The sequence below is a fragment of the Streptomyces taklimakanensis genome, assembly GCF_009709575.1.
In the GTDB taxonomy this organism is placed as follows: Bacteria; Actinomycetota; Actinomycetes; order Streptomycetales; family Streptomycetaceae; genus Streptomyces; species Streptomyces taklimakanensis.
Genome location: NZ_WIXO01000002.1, coordinates 90,447 through 114,779 on the forward strand (window position 1 = coordinate 90,447; position 24,333 = coordinate 114,779).

The 24,333-nt window shown below is 74.1% G+C and carries 3 protein-coding genes; all 3 read left to right on the forward strand.

Translation table 11 applies throughout. The features are described from left to right. From F0L17_RS26380 to F0L17_RS26390, 3 genes are read left to right on the forward strand one after another with little or no spacing between them, the layout of a single operon-like run. Window positions 1–7,710: a non-ribosomal peptide synthetase gene (locus F0L17_RS26380; protein WP_155074266.1), complete on the forward strand. Its 7,710-nt coding sequence runs from the start codon at window positions 1–3 to the stop codon at window positions 7,708–7,710. Continuing rightward, window positions 7,707–15,458 carry a non-ribosomal peptide synthetase gene (locus tag F0L17_RS26385; RefSeq protein ID WP_155074267.1) on the forward strand — a complete coding sequence of 2,584 codons (7,752 nt, stop codon included), beginning with the start codon at window positions 7,707–7,709 and terminating at the stop codon, window positions 15,456–15,458. The genes F0L17_RS26380 and F0L17_RS26385 overlap by 4 nt, the downstream gene beginning before the upstream one ends. Next, entirely contained in the window at window positions 15,455–24,322 is an 8,868-nt protein-coding gene (locus F0L17_RS26390; protein WP_162466916.1) for a non-ribosomal peptide synthetase, read from the forward strand. Before F0L17_RS26385 ends, F0L17_RS26390 begins: the two co-directional genes overlap by 4 nt. The last annotated feature ends 11 nt before the right edge of the window (window positions 24,323–24,333 follow it).

A 24,333-nucleotide genomic window follows, 5' to 3' on the forward strand; every position in this document is an offset into this window, starting at 1 on the left:
ATGTCTGACTCGTCAGCCACGGTTCTGCCACTGACCGCCGGCCAGGCCGGAATCTGGTACGCGCAGAGCCTGAGCGGCCCGAACGCGACATTCCACGCGGCCCTGTACCTGGAAATAGCGGGAGCCGTCGACCCGCGGCTGTTCGTGTCCGCCATGCGCCGGGTCGTCACCGAGGCCGAGGCGCTGCGCGCCCGGTTCGTCGACGACGGGACCGGTCCGGTACAGGTGGTCGAGCCGATCGCCGACTGGTCGACGCAGCCGTTGCACGTCCTGGACTTCAGCGCCGAGGACCGGCCGGAGCAGGAGGCCGAGGCGTGGATGTGGTCGGACGCGAACACCCCGGTGGACGTGTTCGAGGGCCCGCTGTACCGGTTCGCGCTCATCAAGGTCGCCGCCGACCGCTTCTTCTTCTACCACCGCTACCACCACCTGGTGATGGACGGCTTCGGCGCGAACCTCGTCGCGGCCCGCCTCGCCGAGGTCTACACGCGGCTCGCCGCCGGCGAGGACCCCACCGACGGCGCGTTCCCGCCGCTGCGCGAGCTGATCGACGACGAGTCGGCCTACCGGCGGTCCGCCGCCTTCGAGGCCGACCGGGACTTCTGGACCGAGCGGTTCGCCGACAAGCCGACCGCCGCCAGCCTCGGCGATCGCCCGACCGGGCTGCCGACCAGCCTGGTGCGGGGGTCCCGGCACGTCACGCCCGGCACGGGCGCCCGGATCCGCGACGCGGCCCGTGCCGTCCGCGTCGGCTGGCCGGCCGCCGTGCTGGCCGCCGTCGGCGCGTACACCGGCCGGATCACCGGCAGCAGCGACGTGGTGATCGCGCTGTCGGTCGCCGCCCGCTCGACGACCGTGGCGCGCACCGTGCCCGGCATGGTCTCCAACGTGGTCGGCGTGCGGCTGACGGTGCGGCCGGACATGACGGCGAACGAGCTCATCCGGCACGCGCACCAGCGCATGCGCGAGGCGTCCCGGCACAAGCGCTACCGCTACGAGGACCTGCGGCGCGACCTCAAACTCCTGGGCTCGGACGGCCGGTTGATCGGACCGCGGGTCAACCTGAGCGTCGTCGCGCCGAACCTGCGCTTCGCGGAGCTGCCGGCGACCGTGCGGCCGATGATCGCCGGGCACGACGACGACTTCTCCCTGATCGTGTACGCCCAGCAGGACGGCGGCTTCCAGCTCGACGTGTCGGCGAACCCGGACGTGTACGGCTCCGACGCGGCCCAGCGGCACCACCGCCTCATCACCCGGCTGCTCGGCGAGCTCGCCGCGCACCCCGACCGCCCGATCGGCAGCCTGGACATCGTCGAGCCCGAGACGCTGACGCGCCTGGTCGACGTGTGGGGCGGCGCGGCGTCCACGTTCGAACCGGTCGGGAAGGCGACCCTGCCCGAGCGGTTCGCCGCGGCGGCCGCCGCGCACCCGGACAACACGGCGGTGGTGTACCCCGACGGCACCGCCACCCGGTCGCTGACCTACCGGGAGCTGGACGCCCGGTCCAACCGGCTGGCCCGGCTGCTGATCGACCGCGGCGTGCGGCGCGGACAACTCGTCGCACTGGCGGTGCCGCGCTCGACGGACACGATCGTGGCGCTGCTGGCGACGCTGAAGGCGGGCGCCGCCTACCTGCCGATCGACCCGGAGTACCCCGCGGACCGGGTGGCCTACATGCTCGGCGACGCCCGGCCCGCCGCGGTGGTCACCGCCCAGCGCGACGCCTTCGCCCAACTGGCCGTGGACGTGCCGGAGATCGGGCTGGACGACCCGGAGACCGAGGCCGAGCTCGCCGCGCTGCCGGACGCCCCGGTCGAGGACGACGAACGCGGCGGTCCGGTCCTGCCCGACCAGGTCGCCTACGTCATCTACACCTCCGGCTCCACCGGCCGGCCCAAGGGCGTCATGGTCGCCCACCAGAACGTGATCCGGCTGTTCGGCTCGACCGACCGGTGGACCGGCTTCGGGCCGGACGACGTGTGGGCGCTGTTCCACTCCTACGCCTTCGACTTCTCGGTGTGGGAGATCTGGGGCCCCCTGCTGTACGGCGGCACGCTCGTGGTGGTGCCGTTCGCGGTGAGTCGTTCGCCCGAGGACCTCCTGCGGCTGCTGGTCCGGGAGCGGGTCACCGTGCTCAACCAGACGCCGTCGGCCTTCTACCAGCTGATCCAGGCCGACCGGGACCACCCGGAGGTCGGCGGCGACCTCGCCCTGCGGTTCGTGATCTTCGGCGGTGAGGCGCTGGAGATCGGCCGGCTGGCCGACTGGTACGAGCGGCACGCCGAGGACAGCCCGCGGCTGGTGAACATGTACGGCATCACCGAGACCACGGTGCACACCACCGAGCTGGCGCTCACGGCGGCCGACGCGACGGCCGGCACCGGCAGCATGATCGGCCTGGGCATCGACGACCTGCGCGTCTACGTCCTCGACACCGCGCTGCGCCCGTCCCCGCCCGGGGTGATCGGCGAGCTGTACGTCAGCGGGCCCGCCGTCGCCGACGGCTACCTGGGGCGCCCGGACCTGACCTCCACCCGGTTCGTCGCCGACCCCTTCGGCCCGCCGGGACAGCGCATGTACCGGTCCGGCGACATGGTCCGCTGGGCCCCGGACGGCAGCGCGAACCTGGAGTACCTGGGGCGCGCCGACCACCAGGTCAAGATCCGCGGCTTCCGGATCGAGCTGGGCGAGATCGAGTCCGCCGTGCTGCGCCACCCCGACGTCCGGCAGGCGGCGGTCGTCGTCCGCGAGGACGCCTCCGGCGACAAGCGGCTGGTGGCCTACGTCGTCGGCGGTCCCGACGGCCACGGCACCGGCGGCCGGGTCGCGCTGGAGCCGGCCGAGCTGCGCAAGCACGCCGCCGCCGCGCTGCCCGACCACATGCTCCCGTCGTGGTTCGTCCAGTTGGACGCGCTGCCCCTGACCACGAACGGAAAGCTCGACACCAGGGCCCTGCCCGCCCCGGACCTCACCGCCACCGCCGGCGGCCGGGCGCCCCGCACTCCGGAGGAGGAGATCTTCTGCGGTCTCTTCGCGGAGATCCTGGGCGTCCCGTCGGTCTCCATGGACGACAACTTCTTCGATCTGGGCGGGCACTCGCTGCTGGCCACCCGGCTGGTGAGCCGGATCCGCGCGGCGTTCGGCGTCGAACTCGCCATCCGCACCGTCTTCGAGGCGCCGACGCCGGCCTCGCTGATCGCCTGGCTGGCCGGCAACGGCAACGTCCCCAAGGCCCGGCGCCCGCTGACGGCGATGGACAGGCCGGAGGAGATCCCCCTGTCCTTCGCCCAGCTGCGGCTGTGGTTCGTCGACAAGATCGACGGCGGGGCCGGCACCTACAACATCCCGCTCGTGGTGCGGCTCAACGGTTCCCTGGACCGCGAGGCGCTGCAGGCCGCGATCGGCGACGTGGTCGCCCGGCACGAGAGCCTGCGCACCGTCTTCCCCGACACCGACGGCACGCCGCGCCAGCACATCCTGTCCGCCGAGGAGGCGACACCGGTCATGGGCGTGACCGACATCGCCGCCGACCGGCTGGCCGAGGCCATGGCCGAACGCGCCGGCGTCGGGTTCGACCTGGCCACCGAGGCGCCCATCCGCGCGCACCTGTTCGCCGTGTCCGAGGAGGAGCACGCGCTGCTCATGCCGGTGCACCACATCGCCGGCGACGGCTGGTCCCTGGTGCCGCTCACCCGCGACCTCCAGACCGCCTACACCGCCCGGTGCCGGGGGAAGGCCCCCGACTGGGCGCCGCTGCCGGTGCAGTACGCGGACTACACGCTGTGGCAGCGCGAGATCCTGGGCGACGAGGACGACCCGAACTCGGCCATCTCCGACCAGCTCGCGTACTGGAAGCGGTACCTGGCCGGGCTGCCGGAGGAGGTCACCCTGCCCACCGACCGGCCCCGGCCGGCCGTCGCCTCCTACCGCGGCGAGACGCTGCGCTTCGAGCTTTCCAACCGGCAGTACCAGCAGTTGATGCGGTGCTCGCGCGAGTACGACGTGAGCCCGTTCATGGTGGTGCAGACCGCGTTGGCGGCGCTGCTGAGCAAGCTCGGCGCCGGGGAGGACATCCCGCTGGGCATCTCGATCGCGGGACGCACCGACGAGGCGCTGGACGACCTGGTCGGCTTCCTGGTCAACACCCTGGTGATGCGCACCGACCTCACCGGCGACCCGCTCTTCGCCGACCTGCTGGGCAAGGCCCGCACGGACGGCCTGGCCGCCTTCGCCAACCAGGACCTGCCCTTCGAGCGGCTGGTCGAGGCCCTCAACCCGGAGCGCTCGGCCGGCCGGCACCCGGTGATCCAGATCGGGCTGGGTTTCCAGAACAACGAGACCCCGGTGCTGGACCTGCCCGGCCTCGACGCGTGGATCGAACCCGCGATCACCCACACCGCCAAGCTGGACCTGCTCTTCGACTTCCGCGAGGTGCGGGGCGAGGACGAGTCCTGCGACCACATGGCGTGCGCCGTCGAGTACGCGACCGACCTGTACGACCGGTCGACCGTCGAGCTGCTCATCAGCCGCCTGGTCCGGCTGCTGGACCAGGCGACCGGACGGCCGGACAGCAGGCTGAGCGAACTGGAGGTGCTCGACGCCGACGAGCGGCGGCGCATCCTCGTCGACTGGAACGACACCGACCGCGCCGTGCGCGTCGACACGCTGCCCGCGCTCTTCGCCGCCCAGGCCGAGCGCACCCCCGACGCCGTCGCGGTGGTCGCGGGCGACGACGAACTGCGGTACGCCGAGCTGAGCGAGCGGGTCAACCGGCTGGCCCGGCACCTGGTCGACCGAGGGGTCGGCGCGGAGGACCGCGTCCTGCTGGTCATGCCGAAGTCGGTGGACCTCGTCGTGGCGCAGCTCGCCGTGGCCGCGGCGGGTGCGGCGTTCGTGCCGGTCGATCCCGGCTATCCGCGCGAGCGGGTCGTCTTCATGGCCGACGACTCCGCGCCCGCCCTGCTGCTGACCGTCGGTTCGGTGGCGGGGACGGCCGAGGAGGTGCTGCCCGACGTGCCCCGGATCGTGGTCGACGACGCCGCGACCGCGGCAAAGGTCGCGGAGCGGCCGGCCGCTCCGCTGTCCGACGCGGAGCGACGGGAGGCCGCCTCGATCGACCACCCCGCCTACGTCATCTACACCTCCGGCTCCACCGGCCGGCCCAAGGGCGTCGTCGTGACCCACCGGGGCATCGGCAACCTCGCCGCCGCGCAGGTCGAGCGGTTCGCGATCCGGCCGGACAGCCGGATCGTCCAGTACGCGGCGCCGAGCTTCGACGCCGCGGTGTCCGAGACCTGCATCGCCCTGCTCAGCGGCGCCACGCTGGTGCTCCCGGTCGGCGGGGGCCTGCTGCTCGGCGACGAACTGGCCCGTTTCCTGACCGAGCACCGCATCAGCCACGCGACGATCCCGCCGGTCGCCCTGACCGGTCTGGACCCGGCCGCGGTACCGGCCGACATGACGCTGACGGTCGCCGGCGAGGCGTGCTCGGCGGAGCTGGCCGGGACGTGGTCCCGCGGCCGCCGCATGATCAACGCCTACGGGCCGACCGAGACCACCGTGTGCGCCACGATGAGCGAGCCGCTGTCGGGCGCGGCCTCCCCTCCGATCGGCACGCCGATCGCCAACGCGCGGGCGTACGTGCTGGACCCCCGGCTCAGCCCGGTCCCGGTCGGCGTCGTCGGCGAGCTGTACGTGGCCGGGATCAACCTGGCCCGCGGCTACCTGGGCCGGCCGGGGCTGACCGCCGAGCGGTTCGTCGCCGACCCGTTCGGCGCGCCGGGGGAGCGGATGTACCGCACCGGCGACGTGGTGCGCCGGCGCCCCGACGGACAGTTGGAGTTCGTCGGCCGGGCCGACGACCAGGTGAAGCTGCGCGGCTTCCGGGTGGAGCTGGACGAGATCTCCGGCGCGCTGACCGAACAGCCGCAGGTGGCCTCGGCGGCCGTCGTGATCCGCGAGGACCGGCCCGGCGAGCGCAAGCTGGTCGGTTACGTGGTGCCCGCCGAACAGGGCGACGGCCCGCGCGACATCGGTCTGGAGACCGACCAGGTCGACAAGTGGCAGGCCGTCAACGAAGAGGTGTACGGCGCGGCGGCCCAGGACGGCCCGCCGCTCGGCGAGAACTTCGGCGGCTGGCACAGCAGCTACGACGGTTCGGTCCTGCCCGAGGAGGAGATGCGGGCCTGGCGGGCGGCGACCGTCGAGAGGATCCTGGAGCTGAAGCCGCGCCGGGTGCTGGAGATCGGCGTCGGCGCCGGACTCATCATGGCGCCGGTCGCGCCGCACGTGGATCTCTACTGGGGCACCGACCTGTCCACCACGGTGATCGAGACGCTGCGGCGCCAGACCGCGGCGGACCCGGTGCTGGCGGAGCGGACCCGGTTCACCGCCTGCCCGGCGCACGTGCTGGACGACCTGCCGACCGGGACGTTCGACACGGTCGTGATCAACTCGGTGGCGCAGTACTTCCCGAGCGTGGACTACCTGGTCGACGTGATCGGCACGGCGTTCTCCCTGCTCGGCGACACCGGCGCCGTCTTCCTCGGCGACATCCGCGACCTGCGGCTGCTGCGCTGCATGCGGGCGGCCGTCCACCGCGCCTCCCACCCCGGCGACAGCGTCGCCGCCGCGCGGTACGCGGTGGACCGGGCCGTCGAGCGCGAGACCGAGCTGCTGGTCGACCCCGCCCTGTTCGACTCCCTCGCCGACGCCCTGGACGGTTTCGGCGGCGTCGACGTCCGGATCAAGCGCGGGGAGTACGACAACGAGCTCAGCCGCTACCGCTACGACGTGGTGCTGCACAAGCGACCGGCCGCGCCGGTCTCGCTGGCGGCCGCGCCGACCGTCGCCTGGGAGGAGGCCGGCGGCCTCGCCGGACTGGCCGCGCGGCTGCGCGACGAGCGCCCGGCGGCGCTGCGGGTCACCGGCGTCCCCAACGGCAGGCTCACCGCCGACCTGACGGCGGTCGCCGAGATCGACGGCATCGAGGTGCCCGACGGGGTCGACGTGACCGCCCTGCACGAGGTGGGCTCCCCGGTCGGCTACCGGGCGCTGGTCACCTGGACGGCCGGGGCCGTCGACGGCCGGCTGGACGCGGTGTTCGTGCCGGCCGCCGACGCGGACGGCCCGGTGCCCGCCTACCGGGACCTGTACCTGCCGGACGCGGTCCCCGACCGGTACGCCAACGACCCGCTCGCCGGACGCAAGGACGGCGTGCTGGTCACCGAGTTGCGGGAGGCGCTCGCCAAGAGGCTGCCCGACTACATGGTGCCCGCCGCGCTGGTGCTGCTGGACGCGCTGCCGGTCACCCCGAACGGAAAGCTCGACCACAAGGCGCTGCCCGCGCCCGACGTGGCGGCGTCCGCCTCGGAGTCGCAGCCCGCCACGCCGGAGGAGACGATCGTCGCCCGGCTCTTCGCCGAAGTGCTCGGGCTCGCCCGGGTCGGGGCGGACGACGACTTCTTCCGACAGGGCGGCGACAGCATCGTCTCCATCCAACTGGTCAGCCGGGCCCGGGCGGAGGGCCTGCGGTTCACCGCGCAGGACGTGTTCGCGCACCGCACCGTGCGGGCCATCGCCGCGGCGGCCACGCGGGTGTCCGACGAGACGGACCGGGTGGACCGGGCGGCCGACGACGAGTGGGACATCCCCCTGGTCTCGCAGGACGAGCTCGACCAGTTCCAGTCGAATTGGAGCGTTTCGGAATGAGCACGAAGCACAACTCGTCGCTGGAAGCCGTACTGCCGCTCACCCCGCTGCAGGAGGGCCTGCTCTTCCACGCGCAGTACGACGACCAGACCGGTCCGGACGTCTACGTCATGCAGCTCGGCATGGACATCGACGGACCGCTCGACGTGCCGGCCCTGCACGTCGCCGCGCGCGCCCTGCTGGAGCGGCACGGCAACCTGCGCGCGGGCTTCCGGCACGAGGGTGCGCGCCCCCTGCAGTTCGTTCCGAAGTCGGTCGAGCTGCCCTGGCGGGAGGTCGATCTGACCGACCTGCCCGAGGAGGAGCGGGACGCCGCGCTCCGCGAGGTCACCGAGCGGGACCGGGCCGCCCGTTTCGACCTGCGCCGACCGCCGCTGCTGCGGTTCACCGTCGTGCGCACGGCGGAGAGCCGGCACCGGCTGCTGGTCACCAACCACCACATCCTGCTGGACGGCTGGTCGGCGCCGATCCTGGTGCGCGAGCTGTTCGAGCTGTACGCGACGGGCGGCGACGCCGCGGCGCTGCCCCCCGTGACGCCCTACCGCTACCACCTGGCGTGGCTCGCGAAGCAGGACCGCGCCGCCGCCGCCGAGGCCTGGCGGACCGCGCTCGACGGGCTCGACGGGCCCACCATGCTGGCCGCGATGCCCGACGACCGGTCCACCTCGGTGCTGCCCAGCAAGGTCAGCGGCCGGCTGTCGCCGGAGACGACCGCCCGGCTGACACAGCGCGTCCGTGAGCTGGGCCTCACCCTCAACACCGTGGTGCAGGCCGCGTGGGGCCTGCTGCTGGGCAGGCTGACCGACCGCACCGACGTCACCTTCGGCATGACCCTCGCCGGCCGGCCGCCGGAGATCCCCGGCGTGCACACCATGGTCGGGCTGTTCCTCAACACCGTGCCGGTGCGGGTCCGCGTCCGGCGGGACGAGACGCTGCCAAAGCTGTGCCGGCGGCTCCAGGAGGAACAGCGGAAGCTGATGGCCCACCAGCACCTGGGCCTGGCGGAGATCCAGCGGGCCGCCGGGCACGGCGACCTGTTCGACACGCTCACCGTGCTGGAGAACTTCCCGGTCGACCCGGCCGCGCTGACCCTGCCCGGCGGGTTGTCGGTCGCCGACGTCTTCTCCACCGACGGCGCGCACTACCCGCTCGCCCTGATGGTCATGCCCGGCCCCTCGCTCGAACTGCGCTTCACCTACCGGTCCGACGCCTTCGACGCGTCCGAGATCGAGGCGCTCGGCACCCGGCTGGTCACCGTGCTGGAGTCCTTCGTGGACGACCCGACCGTCCCGGTGGGCGCGATCGACCTGCTGAGCGCCGCCGAGCGGGCCCTGCTGCTCGACGAGGGGAGCCCGGCCCCCGCGCCGACCCCGGCGCGCACGCTGCCGGAACTGCTGGCGCTGCGGACCGCCGAGGCGCCGGAGCGGCAGGCGCTGGTGTGCGGCGACCGGTCGCTGACCTACGCGGAGCTGACCGACCGGGTGGAGCGGATCGCCGCCTGGCTGCGCGACCGCGGCGTGCGCGACGAGGAGCCGGTCGGCATCTCCATGGACCGTTCCGTCGAGTTCGTGCTCGCCGTGCTCGGGGTGATCCGGGCGGGCGCGGTGTACGTGCCGATCGACCACCGCTGGCCGCCGGCCCGACGCGACCACGTCCTCACCGACAGCGGGGTCTCGCTGGTCCTGGAGCAGGGGGACCTGCCCGACCACCACCCGGTCCCCGACGGCGGCGTGCCGATGCCGCCGGGCCCGGAGCGGGTCGCCTACATCATGTACACCTCCGGCTCGACCGGCCGGCCCAAGGGTGTCGCGGTCACCCACCGCGGCGTCGGCGACCTGGCCGCCGACAGCCGGTTCGCCGGGGGCGCGCAGGAGCGGGTGCTGCTGCAGTCGGCCCACGCGTTCGACGCCTCGACCTACCAGATGTGGATCCCGCTGCTGAACGGCGGCACCCTGGTGGTCGGCCCGCCCGGTGAGCTGGACGTCGCCACCATCGCCCGCACCCTCGTCGAGGAGCGGATCACCGCCACGCTGTTCACCACCGGACTGTTCCGGCTGATCGCGGCCGAGGCGCCGGAGACGTTCCGGCCGCTGCGCGAGGTGTGGACCGGCGGCGAGGCGCTGGACGCCGCGTCGGTGCGCCGGGTGCTCGAAGCCTGCCCGGACACCACGGTCGTGAACGCCTACGGGCCGACCGAGGTCACCGTCATGGCCAGCGCGCGGAAGCTGCCCGCGGGCGAACCCGTGCCGGACCCGGTGCCGATCGGCGGCCCGCTCGACGGCAAGCGGGTCCACGTGCTCGACGGCGACCTGCGGCTGTGCCCGGTCGGTGTGCCCGGCGAGCTGTACGTGGCCGGGGTCGGGCTGGCCCGCGGCTACCTGGGCCGACCGGGGCTGACCGCCGAGCGGTTCGTCGCCGACCCGTTCGGCGCGCCGGGCTCCCGGCTCTACCGCACCGGCGACGTGGTGCGCCGACTCGCCGACGGACAGCTGGAGTTCGTCGGCCGCCGGGACAACCAGGTGAAGCTGCGCGGCTTCCGCATCGAACTCGGCGAGATCGAGTCGGTGCTCGCCGGCCACGACGCCGTCGGCCAGGCCGCGGTCGTCGTCCGCGAGGACCGGCCCGGGGTGCGGCAGCTGGTCGGCTACGCGGTGCCGGCCGCGGGGGCCGGGCTGGACCCCGAGGAACTGCGGGCGTGGGCGGCCGAGCGGCTGCCGGAGTACATGGTGCCGCGGCCGATCGTCGCGCTGGACGCCCTGCCGCTGACCACCAACGGCAAGCTCGACCAGAAGGCGCTGCCGGCTCCCGAGTACGACGCGGAGGAGGCACGGGGGCCGCGCACGCCGCACGAGGAGCTGCTGTGCGGGCTCTTCGCCGAGGTGCTCGGACTGCCCTCGGTGTCGGTGAACGACAACTTCTTCGAGCTGGGCGGCCACTCGCTGCTCGCCACCCGCCTCGTCGGCCGGGTCCGTGCGGTCCTCGGCGTCGAACTGCCCATCCGCGCGGTCTTCGAGGAACCGACCGTGGCCGCGCTCGCGGTCCGGCTCACCGACTCCCCGACGGCCGTCCGGGCGGCGCTGCGTCCGGCGGACCGGCCGGAGCGGGTGCCGCTGTCGTTCGCGCAGCGCCGCCTGTGGTTCCTCAACCGCATGGAGGGGCCCAGCGCCACCTACAACATCCCGTTCGCCGTGCGGCTGACCGGCGCGCTGGACGTGGCGGCGCTGACCGCCGCGTTCAACGACGTGGTCGGCCGGCACGAGGCGCTGCGCACCGTGTTCCCGGACGCCGACGGCGAGCCGTGGCAGCGGGTCGTCCCGGCCGCCGAGGCCACCGTGGCCATCGAGGTCTCCGACGTCCCCGAGGCGGGGCTGTCCGCCGCGCTGGACGCCGCGGGCTCCGCCGGCTTCGACCTCGCCGTCGACCTGCCGGTGCGCGCCTGGCTGTTCCGCGTCGCCGACGACGAGCACGTGCTGTGCGTGGTGGTCCACCACATCGCCGGCGACGGCTGGTCCCAGGCGCCCCTCGTCCGCGACCTGGGCGAGGCCTACCGCGCCCGCCTGGCCGGCGCCGCCCCCACCTGGCGGCCGCTGCCGGTGCAGTACGCCGACTACACACTGTGGCAGCAGGACGTGCTGGGCGACGAGCGGGACGAGAACAGCCCGGCCGCCGCCCAACTGGCGTACTGGAGCGAGCAGCTCGCCGGCTCCCCGCAGGAGATCGAGCTGCCGGCCGACCGTCCGCGCCCGCCGGTGGCCACCCACCGGGGCGGTTCGGTGCCGGTGCGCATCGACGCCGAACTCCACGAGGGCCTGCGGACGCTCGCGGCCAAGACCGACACCACGCCCTTCATGGTCTTCCAGGCCGCCCTGGCCGCGCTGCTGTCCCGCCTGGGCGCCGGGGAGGACATCCCGATCGGCACCCCGGTCGCCGGCCGCACCGACGCCGCGGCCGACGACCTGATCGGCTTCTTCGTCAACACCCTGGTGCTGCGCACCGACGTCTCCGGCGACCCGAGCTTCGTCGACCTGCTGCGCCGGGTCCGCGCGACCGCGCTCGGCGCCTACGCCCACCAGGACCTGCCGTTCGAGCGGCTGGTGGACCTCGTCGGCGCCGACCGTTCGCTGTCGCACAACCCGCTGTTCCAGGTGCTGCTCGCCTACCAGAACAACGACATCCGCGACATCGAGCTGCCCGGCCTGCGGGTCACCGCCCAAGAGGTGCTGCTGCCGGTCGCCAAGGTGGACCTCGAACTCAGCCTGGCCGAGGACGCCGGCGCCGGTGGGATCTCCGGCATCCTGAACTACAGCACCGACCTGTTCGACCGGGAGAGCGCGGAGCGCATCGCCGCCCACCTGGTGACGCTGCTGCGGGCCGCCGCGGCCGACCCGACCCGGCCGGTCCGCCGGCTGGAGATCCTGTCCCCCGCGCAGCGCGAGCGGCTCCTCACCGGCTGGAACGACACCGACCGGGCCGTGCCCGCCGGCACCGTCCCGGCCCTGTTCGCCGAGCGGGCCGCCGCGTTCGCCGACCGGCCCGCGGTCGTCTCCGGCCGGGTCACCGTCGACTACGCCACGCTGGCCGACCGGGTCAACCGGCTCGCCAGGCTGCTGATCGAGCGCGGGGTGGGGCCGGAGGACCGGGTCGCCCTGGTGCTGCCGCGGTCGATCGACCTCACCACCGCCCTGCTCGCGGTGATGACCGCCGGCGCCGCCTACGTGCCGGTCGACCCGAACCAACCGGCCGACCGGATCGACTACATGGTCTCCGACAGCGACCCCGCGCTCGTGGTCACCGTCGCCGAGCTGACCGACCGGCTGCCGCGGCGGGTCGCCGAGCCGCTGGTCCTCGACGGCCCCGCGGTCGTCGACGCGCTCGCGGGCCTGTCCGGGGCCGAGGTCACCGACGCGGAACGGCGGGCCCCGCTCTCCGCCGACCACCCCGCCTACGTGATCTACACCTCCGGGTCCACCGGGCGCCCGAAGGGCGTCGTGGTACCGCACCGGGGGCTGGGCAGCCTGGCCGCCTGGCAGGCCCGGTGGCTCGGCGTGGACGCCGAGAGCCGGGTCGGGCAGTTCGCCGCGCCGAGCTTCGACGCGGCCGCCTGGGAGACGGTGATGGCGCTGCTCAACGGCGCCGCGCTGGTGCTCACCCCGGCCGACGGCCCGGTGCTCGGCGAGGCGCTCACCGACTTCCTGCGCACCGAGAGGATCACCCACGCCACCCTCACCCCGACGGCGCTGTCCGGCGCCGAGCCGCAGGCCGCGCCGCCCGGTCTGACCCTGGTGACCGCGGGCGAGGCGTGCCCCCGCGACCTCGCGGCCCGGTGGTCGCCGGGCCGTCGGGTGATCAACGCCTACGGGCCGACCGAGACCACCGTGTGCGCCACGGCGAGCGGCCCGGTGGACGGAACGGTCACCCCGCCCATCGGCGGGCCGATCGCCAACACCCGGGTGTACGTCCTGGACGCCGGGATGAACCCGTGCCCGGTCGGTGTGCCCGGCGAGCTGTACGTGGCCGGGGTCGGGCTGGCCCGCGGCTACCTGGGCCGGCCGGGGCTGACCGCCGAGCGGTTCGTCGCCGACCCGTTCGGCGCGCCGGGCTCCCGGCTCTACCGCACCGGCGACGTGGTGCGCCGACTCGCCGACGGACAGCTGGAGTTCGTCGGCCGCCGGGACAACCAGGTGAAGCTGCGCGGCTTCCGCATCGAACTCGGCGAGATCGAGTCGGTGCTGTCGGGCTGCGCCGGTGTGGACGGCGCGGCGGTCGTCGTCCGCGAGGACCGGCCCGGGGTGCGGCAGCTGGTGGGTTACCTGGTGCCCGACGGCGACGCGGGCTGCGAGGTGGAGGCGGTGCGCGCCCGGGCGGCCGAGCGGCTGCCGGAGTACATGGTGCCGCAGGCGTTCGTCGTGGTGGACGCCCTGCCGCTGACGGTGAACGGCAAGCTGGACCACGCGGCGCTGCCCGCGCCCGAGCTCACCACCGGCGGCGCCGGCCAGGGGCCGACGACGGACGCCGAGGAGATCCTCGCCGAGGCGTTCCGCGAGGTCCTCGGGCTGCCCGAGGTGGGCGTCGAGGACAACTTCTTCGAACTCGGCGGCGACAGCATCGTCTCCATCAAGCTGGTCGGCCGGGCCCGCAAGGGCGGGCTGGTCATCACCCCCCGGGACGTGTTCGAGCACAAGTCGGTCGCCGCCCTCGCGGCGGTCGCCCGCACCGTCGACGAACTGCCCCCCGAGGACCCGGACGCCGGCATCGGCGAGGTGCCGCTCACGCCGATGACCCACTGGCTGCGCGACCTCGGCGGCCGCATGGAGCGGTTCCACCAGTCGGTGCTGCTGCGGGTGCCCGCGCAGGTCGACGCGGAGTCGCTGACCGCCGCCGTCCGCACCGTGCTCGACCACCACGACGCGCTGCGGCTGCGGCTGACGGTCACCGGCGGCGCGTGGTCCTACGAGGTCCGGCCGCGCGGCGCGGTGAACGCCGCCGACTGCGTCACGCGGGTCGACGTCGTCGGCGCGGACCGCGAGAAGACGCGGGCCACGATCGCCATGCACGCCGAGCAGGCAATCTCCCGCCTGTCGCCGACGGACGGCGCGATGCTGCAGGTCGTGTGGTTCGACGCCGGACCGGAGGAGCCGGGCAGGCTGCTGGTCGTCGGCCACCACCTGGCCGTCGACGGGGTGTCCTGGCGCATCCTCGTGCCCGACCTCGCCGCGGCGTGGCAGGCGGCGGTCGAGTCCCGGGAGGCCGCGCTGCAGCCGGTCGGCACCTCGTGGCGGCGCTGGGCGCAGTGGCTCACCGAGCTCGCCGCCCAGCCCGCCCGCGCCGCCCGGGTCGCCTGGTGGGCCGACCAGCTGCGCGACGAGGACGTGCCGGTGACCGCGGAGCCGCGCGACCCGGCCGTCGACACCATGGGCACGCAGGAGGCGCTCGCCCTGACCCTGCCCGAGCCGGTCACCGAGCGGCTCCTGACGGCGGTGCCCACCGCGGCGCGCTGCGGCGTCGAGGACGTACTGCTGACGGCGTTCGCCCTCGCGGTCTCCGACTGGCGGCGGCGGAGCGGGCTGGGCGCCGGCACCACCGTGCTGGTGGACGTCGAGCGCCACGGCAGACAGATCCCGGACGGGTTCGACCTCGACATCTCGCGCACCGTCGGCTGGTTCACCAGCCTCGCACCGGTGCGGCTGGACCTCGGTCCGGTCTCGTGGGGCCGGGTGTTCACCGACTCCGCCGCGCTGCACAAGGCCGTCGCCCGGGTCAAGGAGACGCTGCGGGAGATGCCGGACGAGGGCATCGGCTTCGGCCTGCTGCGCCACCTCAACCCGCGCACCCGGGAGGAACTGGCCGGGTTCGACTCGCCCCAGTTCGGTTTCAACTACCTGGGCCGGGCGGCGGTCGCCGGGGACGCCGACACCGACGACTGGACCATGTCGGCGGACGGCGACGTGCTGCGCGAACTCGGCGGCGACCCGGACATGCCGGCGTCGCACTCGGTGTCGCTCAACGTCCTCGTCGAGGACACCCCGAGCGGCCCGCGGCTGGTCGCCAACTGGACGTGGCCGCGACGCCTGTTGGACCCCGGCGACGTACGCCGGCTGGCCGACGGCTGGTTCCGTGCGCTCACCGCGCTCGCCGAGCACGCGGGCGAGCAACGGCCCGCCGACCTCACCCCGTCGGACCTGTCACTGATCGACCTCGAGCTCGACGACATCGGGGTGCTGGAAGCGGAGTGGAGGAAGACCCAGTGACCAGCAAGGAACTCTTCGAGGACATCCTTCCGCTCGCTCCACTGCAGGAGGGGATGCTCTTCCACGCGACCTACGACCAGGACGCGCTGGACGTCTACACCGTGCGGCTGGCCATCGACTTCGAGGGCCCGTTCGACCTGGACGTCTTCCGCGACGCGGTGAGGGCGCTGCTGGTCCGCCGGAGCAACCTGCGGGCCGGCTTCCTGTCGGAGAACCTGAGCAGGCCGGTGCAGGTCGTCCCGCGCGAGTTCGAGACCCCGGTCGTCGTGCACGACCTGTCCGGGCTGGGCGAGGACGAGCGGGCGGCGCGGCTGGCCGAGCTGGTCGCGGCGGAGGAGTCCGTGCGCTTCGACCTCACCGACCCGCCGCTGCTGCGGTTCACGGTGGTGCGCCTGGCCGAGCGCGGCTGGCGGCTGATGTTCTGCTGCCACCACATCCTGTTGGACGGCTGGTCCATGCCGCTGGTCCTCGGCGAGCTGTTCGAGCTGTACCAGCGCGGCGGCGACGCGACCGGTCTGCCGCCCGCGCCGCCGTTCAAGCTGTACCTCGCGTGGTTGCGCAAGCAGGACAAGCAGGCGGGGCTGGAGGCGTGGCGTGCCGCGCTCGACGGCCTGGCCGGCGCCACCCTGGTGGCCCCGGAGGCCGGGGACGACGTCGCCGCGCTGCCCGGCCGGGTCACCGCCGACCTGTCCGCGACGCGGAGCGCGGAGCTGGCCACGCTCGCCCGCCGGCTCGGCATCACCGTCAACACCATGGTGCAGGTGGCGTGGGGTCTGCTGCTGTCCCGGCTCACCGGCACCGACGACGTCGTGTTCGGCGCGACCGTCTCCGGCCGTCCGCCCGAGATCGAGGGCGTCGAGAACATCGCGGGCCTGTTCATCAACACCGTGCCGGTGCGCGTCCGGATCGGTGCGGACGAGTCGCTGCGGGACCTGCTGCTGCGGGTCCAGGACGAGCAGTCGGCCCTGCTGGACCACCACTACATCGGACTGACCGAGGTCCAGCGCGCCGCCGGGCACGGCCGGCTGTTCGACAGCCTGGTCGCCTTCGAGAGCTACCCGGTGGACGCGGACTCCCTGCAGGGCTCGCTCGGCGACCTCACGATCACCGGCGTCTCCGGCGCCGACGCCACGCACTACCCGCTGACGCTCATCGTCGTGCCCGGCGAGCGCATCCAGTTGCGGCTGGGGTTCCGGGAGGGCCTGTTCACCCGGGACACCGCAGGCAGCCTCCTCGCCGGCCTGGAACGGCTGCTGGGAGCCGTCGCCGAGGACGACGCGCGGCCGGTCGCCGCGGCGGCGGCGTCGGTGGCGCTGCCTGAGGGCTGGACGGTCACCCGCCCGACCCCGGAGGCGGCCGGCGGGGCGTCGGTGTCCGACCTGACCGCCGTCTCCGGCGGGGGCCGGGCGCCCAGGACGCCGCACGAGGAAGTGCTGTGCGGGCTGTTCGCCGAGGCGCTCGGCGTGCCCTCGGTCTCGATCGACGACAACTTCTTCGATCTGGGCGGGCACTCGCTGCTGGCCACCCGGCTGGTGAGCCGGGTCCGGAGCGTCTTCGAGATCGAACTTCCGGTGCGCGCCCTGTTCGACGCGCAGACGGTGGCGGCGTTGGCGGAGCGGGTGGTGGACTCCGCCACCGGCGGACGCCCACCGGTACGCCCGGTCGAGCGCCCCGAACGGATACCGCTGTCCTTCGCACAACGCCGCCTGTGGTTCCTCAACCGCATGGAAGGCCCCAGCGGCACCTACAACATCCCGCTGGCCGTCCGCCTGACCGGAACCCTGGACACCACCGCACTGCACGCCGCGCTGCTGGACGTGATCGGCCGCCACGAATCACTGCGCACGACCTTCCCCGACACCGACGGCGAACCCTGGCAGCGGATCGTCGCGCCCCAGGACGCGACCCTGCCCCTGGACCTGATCGACACCACCGCCGAGGACCTGCCCACCGCCCTGGCCACGGCCGCGGCCACCGGCTTCGACCTCGCCGTCGACCTCCCCGTCCGCGCCACCCTGTTCCGCCTCACCGACACCGAACACGTACTGTGCGTGGTCGTCCACCACATCGCCGGCGACGGCTGGTCCCAGGCCCCCCTCGCCCGCGACCTGGGCCAGGCCTACCGCGCCCGCCTGACCGGCACCGCCCCCACCTGGCAACCCCTGCCGGTGCAGTACGCCGACTACGCCCTGTGGCAACACCACGTCCTGGGCGACGAGAACGACCCCGACTCCCCCATCGCGGCCCAACTCGCCTACTGGCGCCAAGCCCTCGACGGCATCCCCGACGAACTCGACCTCCCGGTGGACCGAGCCCGCCCGGCCGTCTCCAGCTACCGCGGCGGCCTGGTCACCGTCGAACTCGGCGCCCGCCTCCACCGCGACCTGACCGGCCTGGCCCGCTCCACCCGCTCCAGCCTGTTCATGGTCCTGCAAGCCGGCGTCGCCGGACTCCTCTCCCGCCTGGGCGCCGGCACCGACATCCCGCTGGGAACCGCCATCGCCGGCCGCACCGACACCGCCCTGGACGACCTGGTCGGCTTCTTCGTCAACACCCTGGTACTGCGCACCGACACCTCCGGCGACCCCGGCCTACGCGAACTGGTCGAACGCACCCGCACCACCGACCTGGCCGCCTACGCCCACCAGGACCTGCCCTTCGAACAACTCGTCCACGCCCTCCAACCGGCCCGATCCCTGGCCCGCCACCCGCTGTTCCAGGTCATGATCGTGCTGCAGAACAACGCCCAGGCCACCCTGGACCTACCCGACCTGACCGCCCACCCCATCGACGGCGAACTCGACGCCGCCAAATTCGACCTCGGCTTCAACTTCATCGAACGCAGGGACGCCGAGGGCGCTCCCGCCGGTGTCGAGGTGACGGTGGAGTACAGCGCCGACCTGTTCGACGAGGAGACCGTCGCGCGCCTCGCCCAGCGCCTGGTGCGCCTGTTGTCACTGGGGGTCGCCGATCCGTCGATGCCGCTCAGCCAGCTCGACCTGCTCGAACCGCGCGAGTGGCGGCAGTTGTTGACCGAGTGGAACGACACCGGGCACGCCGTCGGGTCCGACGCGCCCGGCACCGTTGCCGAGGCGTTCGCCGCCCAGGTGGCGCGGACCCCGGACCGGCCCGCGATCGTGGCCGAGGACGCCCACCTCACCTACGCCGAACTCGACGAACGCGCCACCCGACTGGCCACGCTGCTCACCACCCGCGGAGTCCGCCGCGGCGACGTCGTCGCGGTGGCCGTGCCCCGCTCGGCCGCACTGACCGTCGGGCACCTCGCGGTGCTGCGGGCCGGCGCGGTGTGTCTGCCGGTCGAGACGGACCACCCGGCCGGGTGGGTCGCCCACCTGCCGGCCGGCGCCGCGCCCGCCGCGATCGTCACCACGCGCGGTGTCCGGCCCGCCCTGCCCGACACCGGGGCCGAGGTGGTCGTGCTCGACGAGCCCGGCACCGAGGAGGAGTCGGCCGCCCTGCCGGCCGACGCCGACGCGCTGCCGGGACCGCTGCCGGACTCCCCCGCCTACCTCGTCCGCCTCTCCGACCCCAAGGGCCTCCCGCGCGCCGTCGTCGTGCCGCACCGGGGCATCGTGAACCGGCTGCTGTGGATGCGGGACGCCCACCGGCTCGGCCCGGACGACCGGGTGCTGCACAAGGCCCCCGCGGACCTGGACGTGTCGATCTGGGAGCTGTTCGCGCCGCTGGTGGCCGGCGCCGCCCAGGTGGTCGCCGAGCCCGGCAGCCACCGCGACCCGGTCCGTCTGGCCCGGCTGATCCGGCGCGCCGAGGTGACCACGGTCCACTTCGCGCCGTCCATGCTGGAGGTCTTCCTCGCCGAGCCCGAGGCCGCCCGCTGCACCGGCCTGCGCCGCGTCCTGGTGAGCGGCGAGCCGCTGCCCGCCGGACTGCGCGACCGGTTCCGGGCGCTGTTGGCGGGGGCGGAGCTGCACGTTCTGCACGGGCCGACCGAGGCGTCGTTCGACGCCGTGGCGTGGGACGGGACCGTCGGGGCCGCCGGGGCGTACGCGCCGGCGGGCCGGCCGATCCGGAACACCCGGGTCTACGTGTTGGACGCCCATCTCACACCGCTGCCCGTCGGCAGCGGCGGCGAACTGTACGTCGGGGGCGTGCAGCTCGCGCACGGCTACCTCGGCCGGCCGGACCTGACCGCGGAGCGGTTCGTCGCCGACCCCTACGGCCCGCCCGGATCGCGGCTCTACCGCACCGGCGACCTGGCCAGGATCACCCGGGACGGGGTGATCGAGTTCCTCGGCCGCGCCGACGACCGGATCACGGTCGGCGGCCGGCACGTCGAGCCCGGCGAGATCGAGCACGTCCTGGCCCGGCACCCCGCGGTCGGCGCGGCGGTCGTGGCCGCCCGCCCCGGGCCCTCCGGCGAGGCCGTGCTGGTGGCCTACCACACGCCCGCCGACCCGGAGGCCCCGGCAGGCGCCGGGGCGCTCCGGGAGCACGCCGCCGCCGTGCTGCCCGACCACATGGTGCCCGTGCACTACACGGCGGTCGACGCCTTCCCCCGCACCGCGGACGGTCGGATCGACCGCACGGCGCTGCCCGAGCCGCGGCACAGCGCGGCGCGCGCTCCGCGCAACGACATCGAGCGGACGCTGTGCGGGCTGTTCTCCGAGCTGCTCGGCAAGCCGGTCACCGACATCGACGACAGCTTCTTCGATCTGGGCGGGCACTCGCTGCTGGCCACCCGGCTGGTGAGCCGGGTCCGCTCCACCTTCGGCATCGAGCTGCCCTTCCGGGACATCTTCGACGCGCAGACGGTGGCGGCGTTGGCGGAGCGGGTGGTGGACTCCGCCACCGGCGGACGCCCACCGGTACGCCCGGTCGAACGCCCCGAACGGATACCGCTGTCCTTCGCACAACGCCGCCTGTGGTTCCTCAACCGCATGGAAGGCCCCAGCGGCACCTACAACATCCCGCTGGCCGTCCGCCTGACCGGAACCCTGGACACCACCGCACTGCACGCCGCGCTGCTGGACGTGATCGGCCGCCACGAATCACTGCGCACGACCTTCCCCGACACCGACGGCGAACCCTGGCAGCGGATCGTCGCGCCCCAGGACGCGACCCTGCCCCTGGACCTGATCGACACCACCGCCGAGGACCTGCCCACCGCCCTGGCCACGGCCGCGGCCACCGGCTTCGACCTCGCCGTCGACCTCCCCGTCCGCGCCACCCTGTTCCGCCTCACCGACACCGAACACGTACTGTGCGTGGTCGTCCACCACATCGCCGGCGACGGCTGGTCCCAGGCCCCCCTCGCCCGCGACCTGGGCCAGGCCTACCGCGCCCGCCTGACCGGCACCGCCCCCACCTGGCAACCCCTGCCGGTGCAGTACGCCGACTACGCCCTGTGGCAACACCACGTCCTGGGCGACGAGAACGACCCCGACTCCCCCATCGCGGCCCAACTCGCCTACTGGCGCCAAGCCCTCGACGGCATCCCCGACGAACTCGACCTCCCGGTGGACCGAGCCCGCCCGGCCGTCTCCAGCTACCGCGGCGGCCTGGTCACCGTCGAACTCGGCGCCCGCCTCCACCGCGACCTGACCGGCCTGGCCCGCTCCACCCGCTCCAGCCTGTTCATGGTCCTGCAAGCCGGCGTCGCCGGACTCCTCTCCCGCCTGGGCGCCGGCACCGACATCCCGCTGGGAACCGCCATCGCCGGCCGCACCGACACCGCCCTGGACGACCTGGTCGGCTTCTTCGTCAACACCCTGGTACTGCGCACCGACACCTCCGGCGACCCCGGCCTACGCGAACTGGTCGAACGCACCCGCACCACCGACCTGGCCGCCTACGCCCACCAGGACCTGCCCTTCGAACAACTCGTCCACGCCCTCCAACCGGCCCGATCCCTGGCCCGCCACCCGCTGTTCCAGGTCATGATCGTGCTGCAGAACAACGCCCAGGCCACCCTGGACCTACCCGACCTGACCGCCCACCCCATCGACGGCGAACTCGACGCCGCCAAATTCGACCTCGGCTTCAACTTCATCGAACGCACCGACCTCGACGGCGTACCGGCGGGCATCGACATGTCCATCGAATACAGCGCCGACCTCTTCGACGAGGAGACCGTGGCGCGCTTCGCCGAGCGGTTCGTCCGGCTGCTCACCGCCGGTGTCGCCGATCCGGCGGTGCCGCTGAGCCGGATCGACATCCTCGACCCCGCCGAGCGCGAGCAGTTGCTGACCGGTTGGAACGACACCGACCGGGCGCCCGAACTGCCGCCGGCGACGGCGTCCGGTTTCGAGCCGGAGACCATCGCCGGGCTGTTCGCCGCCCAGGTGGCGCGGACCCCGGACCGGCCCGCGATCGTGGCCGAGGACGCCCACCTCACCTACGCCGAACTCGACGAACGCGCCACCCGACTGGCCACGCTGCTCACCACCCGCGGAGTCCGCCGCGGCGACGTCGTCGCGGTGGCCGTGCCCCGCTCGGCCGCACTGACCGTCGCCCTCCTCGCCACGATCAAGGCGGGCGCGGCGTACCTGCCGGTCGAGACGGACTACCCGGCCGAGCGGATCGCCTACCTGCTGGCCGACGCCGCCCCGGCGGTCGTGGTCACCACCCGCGACGCGCGCGGGGGGCTGCCCGACGGCACCGAGGACGCCGTCGAGCACCTGATCGTGCTCGACGAGCCCGGCACCGAGGAGGAGTCGGCCGCCCTGCCGGCCGACGCCGACGCGCTGCCGGGACCGCTGCCGGACTCCCCCGCCTACCTCATCTACACCTCCGGCTCCACCGGCCGTCCCAAGGGCGTCGTCGTGCCGCACCGGGGCATCGTGAACCGGCTGCTGTGGATGCAGGACACCTACCGGCTCGGCCCGGACGACCGGGTGCTGCAGAAGACCCCGTCCGGGTTCGACGTGTCGGTCTGGGAGTTCTTCTGGCCGCTGGTGGCCGGCGCGGTCCAGGTGGCCGCCAGGCCGGGCGGACACCGGGACCCGGGTTACCTGGCCCGGCTGATCCGGGAGACGGGCGTCACCACGGTCCACTTCGTGCCGTCCATGCTGGAGGTCTTCCTCGCCGAGCCCGAGGCCGCCCGCTGCACCGGCCTGCGCCGCGTCCTGTGCAGCGGCGAGGCGCTGCCCGCCGGGCTGCGCGACCGGTTCCGGGCGTTGCTCGGGGCCGAGCTGCACAACCTCTACGGGCCGACCGAGGCGTCCGTGGACGTGACCGCCTGGGACTGCGCCACCGGGTCCGGCGCCGCGGTGGTCCCGATCGGCCGGCCGATCTGGAACACCCGGACCTACGTGCTGGACGCCCGGCTCGCTCCGGCCCCGATCGGCAGCGGCGGCGAACTGTACCTGGGCGGCGTGCAGCTCGCGCACGGCTACCTCGGCCGGCCGGACCTGACCGCGGAGCGGTTCGTCGCCGACCCCTACGGCCCGCCCGGATCGCGGCTCTACCGCACCGGCGACCTGGCCAGGATCACCCGGGACGGGGTGATCGAGTTCCTCGGCCGCACCGACGACCAGGTGAAGATCCGCGGCCGGCGCGTCGAGCCCGGCGAGATCGAGCACGCGATCGCGCGGCACCCCGCGGTGGGCACCGCGATCGTGACCGCGCACAAGGCGCCCTCGGGCGACGTCCGGCTCGCCGCGTACGTCACCCACGCCGATCCGGCGGCGCCGGTGGACCTGGCGGCACTGCGCGACCACCTCGCCACCGTGCTGCCCGACCACATGGTGCCCGTGCACTACACGGCGATCGACACCGTTCCGGTCACGCCCAACGGGAAGGTCGACAAGAAGGCGCTCCCCGCGCCCCGGCAGGTGGAACGCCGGCCGGCCCGCGCCCCGCGCGACGGGACCGAGACGGCGCTCTGCGAGATCTTCGCCGAGCTGCTCGGCCACGACACGGTCGGCATCGACGACAACTTCTTCGAGCTCGGCGGGCACTCGCTGCTGGCCACCCGGCTCATCAGCCGGGTCCGGGCCCGGCTGGGCGTGGAGATGTCGGTGGTGTCGATCTTCGAGGCGCCGACGGTGGCGGCACTGGCCGTCCGTCTCGGGCAGGGCGAGGCGGCGGGGCCGCTGGGCCGGCTGCTGCCGCTGCGCTCCGGCGGCGACGGCGCGCCGGTGTTCTGCGTGCACCCGCTCGGCGGGCTGAGCTGGCCGTACGCCGGTCTCGCCGAGCACCTGCCCGCCGGGGTCGGGCTGTACGGCCTGCAGGCGGCCGGGCTCGGCGACGACGACCCGCTGCCGGCGTCGATCGAGGAGATGGCCGCCGACTACGTGGCCCGCGTCCGCGCGGTGCAGCCGGAGGGCCCCTACCGGCTGCTGGGTTGGTCGCTCGGCGGGCGGATCGCGCACGCCATGGCCGTGCTGTTGGAGTCCGCGGGCCAGGAGGTCGAGCTGCTCGCGCTGCTGGACGCCTATCCGCGCACCGAGGTCGAGGCGGGCGCGAGCTTCTCCGAGCGGGAGTTCCTCGACGGCATCCTGACCGCGGCCGGCGTCGACGCGTCGGAGTTGGCCGGTCCGGTCGACTTCGACACGGTCGTGGCCGCGGTGCGGTCCTCCGGCAACGACCTCGCGGGGCTGTCGGCGGATCGGATGCGGCGTCTGCAGAAGGTGATGGCCAACAGCTTCCGCGCCGACGCGGAGGCGCTCACGGGCCGTTGCCGGGCGGGGGCGGTGATGTTCGCCGCGACGGTCGACCCGGTCGGCGACCCCGACCGCTGGCTGGACCACGTCGACGGCGGTTTGGAGATCCACACCGTCGCGACCTCCCACAACGACCTGATGCGGCCGGAGCCGCTCGCCGAGATGGGGGCGGTGCTGGCCAAGAAGCTGGCCGGGACCGCCCGTGGAGATCGTGCGTGACGCCCCGACGG